A 7895-nucleotide genomic window follows, 5' to 3' on the forward strand; every position below is an offset into this window, starting at 1 on the left:
CTGCAAACGCTGCCGCATAGCCCCTCCGCTAGTGCTTGACGTTGCCGGGCCTCAGCCCGGCTGCTGTTCGCGCACCACGTTCAACACTTCGTGGCAGGCACCCATGGTGTGGTAGTCGGTCTTGCCGGCCGGGCTCTTCTCGTCGTCGTACTTGCCGTTGTCGGCGTCGAGGATGCGGAACCAAGCGCCATAACGATGATCGACGAAGTACTGCCACGAGTACGCCCAAAGTCGGTCGTACCACTCCCAATAGCCGGCATCGCCGGTGCGCTTGGCCAGCAGCGCGGCGGCTGCAAGCGACTCGGCCTGCACCCAGAAATACTTGTCGTCGTCGCAGACGAAACTGTCGCCACCAATCGCTGCGCCGTCCATGTTGGACTGACGGCGCGACTCCGGTGCAAAGCCGTAATACAGGCCACCGCGCGCTTCATCCCACGAGCGCGTCATCGAGGTATCGAACAGGTGCCGCGCGGTCGGCACCAGCCAATCGGCATCGACGTGGCGATCGAGGATCATCAGCAACTTGGCCCATTCGGTCTGGTGGCCGGGTTGGAAACCCCATGGCCGGAACAGATGCTTGGGGTTGTCCAGGTTGTAGTTCCAATCGATGTTCCAATCGATGTCGTAGTGCTCCCAGACCAGACCGCCGGCCTTCGCTGCTTGCCGACGGGTCATGTTGTCGGCCAGCTGCAGAGCGCGCTGCAGATAGCGCTGCTCGCCGCTGGCCTCGAACGCCGCCAGCATGGCTTCGCACATATGCATGTTGGCGTTCTGGCCGCGATAGCCGGTGAAGTTCCAGTTGGCGTCGGCTTCGTCGCGGTACAGGCCGTGCTGCGGCTCCCAGAAGTGGCGTTCCAGCAGCTGCCAGGTCTCGTCCATCCACTCGCGGCCCTGCTCGATGCCGGCCTTCAACGCGCAGCTGTAAGCCAGCAGCACGAAGGCCACGCCGTAGCAGTGGTTCATGTCGTCCTCGACCTTGCCGTCGCGCAGGGTCCAGGCATAATCGCCGGTGGCCGGATTGCGGTGCACGTCACGCAGGTAGCGCACGCCGTGCTTCACCGCATCCAGGTACTCGGCGTTGCCATACTCGCGGTAGGCCATCGCATAGTTGAAGACGAAGCGGGTGCTGCTGACCAGATGGCGATGGCTGCGATCGTAGATGCTGCCGTCGTCGCGGTAGTAGTGGAAGAAGCCACCATCCGCATCGATGCAATGCGGATGGTAGAAGGCCATCGTGTCGGCGATGTGCGCGCGCAGGAAGGCCGGGGAGCGGAAATCGGGCGTGGCGGTCATGCGATGGCTTCCTGTTGCTGCAGCAGCTGCTGTACTTCACTCAAGGCAGGCATTGCCGCGAACGCGCCCTTGCGGGTTACCGCCAGGGCACCTACCGCAGCAGCGAAGCGCAGCGTGCCATTGATTGCATTCGGGGTCTGGCAGAACGCCGCAAAACCAGCGCCTGCACCACCGCGCTCGACCAGACCAACCAGCACACCGCCGACAAAGGCGTCGCCGGCAGCGGTGGTATCCACGGCCTGCACACGGAAGCTCGGCACCTCGCCCTCGCCATGGCGGGTATACCAGCGCAACGTGCCCGCCCCGTCGGTGACGATCACCCAGCGGGCCTGCGCCGCCAATAGACGACGCAGTACCTGCGCATCACCATCGGCGCCCAACGGCGCGGCCAGGTAATCGAGCTCTTCACGCGAGAGCTTGATCAGGTCGGCGCGTTCCAAGGCCTGCCACAGGCGCGGCGAAGGATCGACATCAGCTGGCCACAGCGCCGGGCGCAGATTCAGATCCAGGCTGACCACCGCGCCAGCAGCGCGCGCGCGCTCCATGCCTGCAAACGTCGCCACGGCAATCTCCGCTTCGGTCAGGCTGTTGGAGCAGACGTGGAAGCAGGCAGTGTCGTCGAAGCAGGCGGACAGGTAGTGTTCGGCGCGGAACAACAGGTCAGCCGCCGGCGGCCGGTAGAAGCTGAAGCTGCGCTCGCCATGCGCGTCGAGGGCGACAAACGCCAATGCAGTTTTGGCTGCATCGGTACGCACGATGCAGTCGGTCTCGACCCCGGCCTGCTGCAGGCTCTCCAGCAGGAAGTCACCAAACATATCGCGGCCCAGCATGCCGGCGAAATGGCTGCTGGCACCCAACCGCGCGGCCGCCACTGCGACGTTGGCGGGGGCACCGCCTGCGTACTGCAGGAAGGCGCGCGGGGTGTCCACCGAGGCCGGTGGCTGCGCTAATAGATCGATCAAAATCTCGCCGAAACAAACAATCTTGCCCATCTGGCCTTAGTCCTGTTGGGTAACACCGGTGCTGGTGCGCGAACCGACCAGCCCGTAGAAAATGATGTAGCCGTAGCACAGCAACGGCAGGATGAAGGAGTGATGCAGGCCGATGCGGTCAGCCAGCACACCTTGCAGGTACGGCACGATGGCGCCGCCCACGATGGCCATGATCAGCAGGCTGGAGGCCTTGCTGGTGAGCGGCCCCAAGCGCTCGATGCTCAGCGCGAAAATGGTCGGGAACATGATCGAGTTGAACAGGCCGATCGCGATCAGGCTGTACATCGCCACCGCACCGGTGCTGGTCATGGTGATGGCCAGCAGCGCCATGTTGACGGCGGCGAACGTTGCCAGCAGCTTGCGCGGCGACAGCTTGACCATCAACGCAGAACCCGCGAAACGGCCCACCATCGCCAGGAACCAGTACGCCATCAGGTAGTGCGAAGCCTGTGCCTCGCTGATGCCACCAATTTCCGGCAGCGAGAAGTAATTGACCATCAGGCTGCCGATGGCAACCTCGGCACCTACGTAGAAGAAAATGCCCAGCACGCCAAATACCAGATGGCGGTGACGCAGCACGTCGCCCCAACTATGGCTGCTGGTGTCGGCCGCTTCTGTGGTTTCAGTCAGCGCCGGCAGGCGGAACAGGAACACGAATACCGCCAGCAGGAACAGGAAGATGCCCAGGCCCAGATACGGGCCCTGCACGGCCTGTGCCTCATGGGCGAAGTAGGCTGCGCGCTCGACTTCCGGCATCACCGCCAGTTGTTCCGGACTACGCACGGTATTGGACAGGATCAGCACGCCACCGAAGAACGGTGCAAGCGTGGTGCCCAGCGAATTCAGCGCCTGCGCCAGCGTCAATCGGCTGGAACTGGTGCGCTCCGGGCCAAGCAGCGCTACATAAGGGTTGGCCGCGACCTGCAGCACGGTGATACCCGTGGCCAGAACGAACAGCGCCGTCAGGAACGCGCCATAGATGCGCAGCTCCGCTGCAGGCCAGAAGCCAAGCGCGCCGATGCCGGCGATCACCAGGCCGATGACGATGCCCTGCTTGTAGCCCACCCGCGCCACCAGCCGGCCAGCTGGCAAGGACATCAGGAAGTACGCACCGAAGAAGGTGAACTGCACCAGCATCGCCTGCGCGAAGTTCAACTGGAACACCGACTTCAGGTGCGGGATCAGGATGTCATTGAGGCAGGTCAGGAAGCCCCACATGAAGAAGATGGTGGTCACCACCGCCAAGGCCACGCGCGTATTGACCACGGGCGCCAACTGGCTTGATGTAGATGACGGCGATGTTGGTATGTGCATGTGGGCTGCCTGGATGCGGTAATCGGGAGATGGGGCTACGGAATCAACTTGGCCTTGCTGCACTGCTCTCGCGGATCCGCAGCTGCACCGGTGCGACGGTGCGCATCGGTGCCGCATCGGGGTTGTCCAGGCGCTGCAGCAACAAGGCTGCTGCCTGGCGACCACGCTCACGCGGATCAGCAGTCAACGTGGTCAACGGCGGCACCGCGACCGCAGCCTCGGAGATATCGTCGAACCCGGTAACGGCGAAGTCACCACCCGGGCGTATGCCACGCGAGGTCAGGCCCAGCATCAGGCCCAATGCAACCGTGTCGTTGTAGCAGACCGCCGCGCTGGGTCGCTGTGCGCATTCGAACAATTCACCGGTACGTGCAGCCGCTTCCAGACGATTGGGCGCGGACTCGATCAACCAGTCTGCATGGAAAGGCAAGCCCGCTTCACTCAATGCCTGCTGGTAACCCAAACGACGCTGCGCGCAGGAACTGGATGCACCGTGCCCGCCAAAGAACGCGATATCACGATGACCGCGTTCGATCAGGTGACGGGTTGCCATGTACGCGCCGTGCTGGTTGTCGAGGGTGAGGAAATCCCAGTCCGCGCCTGCCAGCTCACGGTTGAACAACAGCACGTTGGCATGCGCGCCCAGCACATGCCGCAGTTCTTCGGCATCACTGCCTTCGGCTGGCGACAGGATGAAGCCGGTCGGCGTGTGCTCCATCAAGGTGCTCAACACCGCCTGCTGGCGCTGCGGTGATTCGCCGGTGCTGCCAAGCAGGGTCACGAAGCCCTTGCCACCCAATGCCTCGTCCACGCCGGAAGCAAACTCGGCGAAGAACGGGTTGGACAGATCATTGATCACCAGTGCGATCGACGATGAAGTACGACGACGCAGGTTGGCAGCGGTGCGGTTGTACACATAGCGCTGCTTGCGCAGCTCGGCCTCGACCTTGGCGCGGGTGTCGACATTGACCAGAGGGCTGCCACGCAGCACCAGCGATACGGTCGCCCGCGACACGCCCACCGCCTGTGCGATGTCGGTGACAGTGACCGCGCGTTGGCCGGTCTTGCGTGCGCCCTTGGCGCCGGTAGAAGTGTCTTTCATCATTTCCGCTGCGGTTCCGGGATGCGCCAAGCCTAAAGGATCACGGCCAGCGCTTGCGCTGCCCGTGCCCTTCTTCCCGGTCTTGGCGCTGCCCGTGCTCACAGCTGGGCGCTGCCCGGGGTGGCGCAGTACGACACCGGCAGGTCGGCCTGTGCGGTGCCCCAACCCTGCTCCGGTGCCTGCGCACCGAGGGTGAAGCGCACATCGCCGCCCTGCTGCAGGCGCTGCCAATCAAGCCACACCGCCGGCTGCGGCTTGCCATCAACCTGCACGCTCTGGATGTACTGCAGGCCGCGCGGATCGGCGCCCGGTGCCTGCAGGCGCAGCGTGCGGCCATTGCCCAGGGTGATCTCGGCCTTGCTGTAGCGCGGCGCATGCAGCAGGAACTGGCCGCTGCCCGGCACTGCCGGGTACAGGCCCAGCGCACTGAACAGGTACCAGGCCGACATCGTGCCCAGGTCATCATTGCCGGTGACGCCGTTCGGCGCATTGGTGAACAACTGCTGCGCGGCGCGGACCACGGTAGCGGTCTTCCACGGCTGGCCGATCAACGTGTACATCCACGGCGAATGCAGGTCAGGCTCGTTGTTGGGGTTGTAGCGGTACTGGTTGTAATAGCTGTACGGGCCAACCACCCATTCCTTGCGCGCAGCGGTGAGCGGTTCCTGCAGCAGCGCGTCGTAAGCGAAGAACGCATCCAGACGCTTGCCGGCCTGTTCGCGGCCATGCATGGCCTGCAGCATGCCGGGCACGTCCTGCTGGACCAGCCACTGGTACTGCCAACCGGTGCCTTCATGGAAGCCGTGCTGCGAACGCGGGCTGTAGTGGCCATCGGCCGGCGTATACCACTTGCCGTTCTCGTCGCGCGGACGCGGGAAGCCGGTGAAGCCGGTTTCGGCATCACGCACATCCGCATCCCACACCTTGTGCCAGTTGCCACCGCGAGTGCGCAGCGTCGCTGCATCGTTGGCGTGACCCAAGCCATCGGCCATCTGCGCCAGCGCGCAATCGGCCAATGCGTACTCCAGCGTTGCCGAGCCGCCGTGGTGCGGATCAACGTCCATGCCCTTGGACGGGAAGGCACGGTCATAGCCGACGTAGCCGTTGGCGAGGTAGCTGGCATTGCCGGAACGGCCAGCCATACGCGAATTGATCGGCGGCACTTCGAATGCATTGCGGCGCAGTGCGCCCCAGGCTTCCGCTTCACGCCCCTTCAGCGCGCCAAAGCGCCACAGGTCAACCATGAACGGCGTAACCGGGTCGCCGGTCATCACATTGGTTTCGAAGTTGGCATAGCCCCAGCGCGGCAACCAGCCACCCTGTTCGTTGATGGCGAGCAGGCTGCGGCCGATATCGCGCGCGACTTCCGGGCGGGTCAGCGCGAGCCACTGGTTCTGCGTGCGGTACGTATCCCACAGCGAGAAATACTCGTAGTACGTCCAACCATCTGCACGATGGACGACATCGTCGTAACCGCGATAACGACCATCGGCATCGCTGCCGGTCATCGGCTGCAGCAATGCGTGGTACAGCGCGGTGTACAGCACGGTGCGGTCGTCAGCACTCGCACCTTCGACCTTGACGCTGCCCAGCTGCTCGCGCCACTGCGCTTGCGACAGCGCGCGCATGCGATCAAAGCTCAACAACTTGCCGCCCTGCATGCCATCGCTGCGCAGGTTGTTGCGCGCACCTTCGGCATCCACGTGCGAGATCGCGCTGGTGGCGGTGACGCTGCGACCATCGGCCAGGTCAAAGCTCAGCCACGCACCGTTGGGCTTGGCCTCACCTTCCATGCTGTGGCGCGCGCCAGGCAGGCCGCCTGCTTCGCCCCAGGTGCCGTGCGCCTTGAACGGACGATCGAACTCGATACGGAACCAGGTGGTGTACTGGTGGCCGCCGCAGAAGCTCTTGGTGACCAGCTTGCCTTCCACCGCGCGGTCGCCGACCACATCGATGACGCTGCCGATCACCGAATGGCGCTCGTTGGCCTGTGCAACATTGACCAGCACCTGGCCTTCACTGACGCCTGCGCTGAAGGTGTAGCGCTCGGCGGCAGCGCGGGTCAACGCGGTGGTTTCCACGTCGATGCCACGGTAATCGGTCAGCCGGACTTTGTAGTAGCCGGCCTGACCGACTTCACCATCGTGGCTATAGGCCGAGGCGTAGTTCTTGTGGTCGAAGCGTTTGGGGTCCTTGGTGTCGAAGTCACCACCCGGACCGATGCTGCCGGTCACCGGCAGCACCGAAACCTGCCCGCCCTGCTCCCAGCAACCTGCGCCGGAGATGAAGGAATGACCAAAACCGCGGATCTTCTCGTCGTCATAGCGCCAGCCGGAGTAATGGCTGCCGATCGGGCTGACCTGGATCAGACCGAACGGTGCCGACGCGCCCGGGAAGGTATTGCCGTCATCCTTGCTGCCGATGAAGGTATTGACCTCGCGCTCCAGCGCGGCCGACGGCGCAGCCTGCAGCAACGGCGCGAAACTCAACGCCAGCAGGCAGGCAGCCGTTGCCAACGGGCGGCGACGGAAATGGGCGGTGAATGGCGATCGGCTCATGCATTGGATCCTTGGGTCGGTCGGTACGGCGGCGGTGTAGCTGTGGCAGAAGTTGGCCCGGACAAGCCGGGCCGCTGATGTCCAGCCCATCCGGGAACGGGATGGGGGAGAGATGCCAGGCATCAGCAAAACGGGTAGGCCCCTGCAGCTGCCCCGACAGCCGTCACGACGGCGACTGGCGGGGCAAAAGCAACAAACTTTGGGCCGTGGAACACGCTGCTCGGCAGTGTTTTCAGTGGTTTGCAGCAAGCTGAAGCCCGCCCTGCGCGGCCCCACCTGCATCCCCGGAAGCACGTTGCCGAAAATTTAGATCGATCCAAGTAAAGCATGAGCATTTCGCCCAACGCATTCTGCGGCGCAACATCGGAGCGAAAACCCGCCCCTGTAGTGCCGAGCCATGCTCGGCAGGAGCGTTCCCGGCAAAGCCCTAAAAGCCCCCCACCCCAACCCCTCTCCCGTAAACGGGAGAGGGGCCTGTAGTGCCGAGCCATGCTCGGCAGAGGCTTTACCGGCAAAGCCCCAGAAGCCCCTCACCCCAACCCCTCTCCCGTAAACGGGAGAGGGGCCTGTAGTGCCGAGCCATGCTCGGCAGAGGCTTTACCGGTAAAGCCCCAAAAGCCGCCCTCACCCCAACTC

General features: G+C 64.1%; 5 protein-coding genes. All 5 read right to left on the reverse strand.

Going from position 1 to position 7895, the window contains the following annotated elements; translation table 11 throughout:
• Positions 1-51 precede the first annotated feature (51 nt).
• The 5 genes from ACVOLS_RS18015 to ACVOLS_RS18035 all read right to left on the reverse strand — a co-directional run bounded on the left by ACVOLS_RS18015 (position 52) and on the right by ACVOLS_RS18035 (position 7259).
• Positions 52-1293, reverse strand: coding sequence for an AGE family epimerase/isomerase (locus ACVOLS_RS18015; RefSeq protein WP_481546775.1), 1242 nt, complete (start codon positions 1291-1293; stop codon positions 52-54).
• Positions 1290-2285 carry a carbohydrate kinase family protein gene (locus ACVOLS_RS18020; RefSeq protein WP_481546776.1) on the reverse strand — a complete coding sequence of 332 codons (996 nt, stop codon included), beginning with the start codon at positions 2283-2285 and terminating at the stop codon, positions 1290-1292. The genes ACVOLS_RS18015 and ACVOLS_RS18020 overlap by 4 nt, the downstream gene beginning before the upstream one ends.
• Positions 2286-2291: 6 nt before the next feature.
• Positions 2292-3599 carry an L-fucose:H+ symporter permease gene (gene fucP, locus ACVOLS_RS18025; protein ID WP_481546777.1) on the reverse strand — a complete coding sequence of 436 codons (1308 nt, stop codon included), beginning with the start codon at positions 3597-3599 and terminating at the stop codon, positions 2292-2294.
• 43 nt (positions 3600-3642) lie between these two features.
• Entirely contained in the window at positions 3643-4701 is a 1059-nt protein-coding gene (locus ACVOLS_RS18030; RefSeq protein WP_481546778.1) for a LacI family DNA-binding transcriptional regulator, read from the reverse strand.
• A gap of 98 nt (positions 4702-4799) precedes the next feature.
• Entirely contained in the window at positions 4800-7259 is a 2460-nt protein-coding gene (locus tag ACVOLS_RS18035; RefSeq protein ID WP_481546779.1) for a GH92 family glycosyl hydrolase, read from the reverse strand.
• Positions 7260-7895: the final 636 nt, after the last annotated feature.

The organism is Stenotrophomonas sp. STEN038, assembly GCF_056759895.1.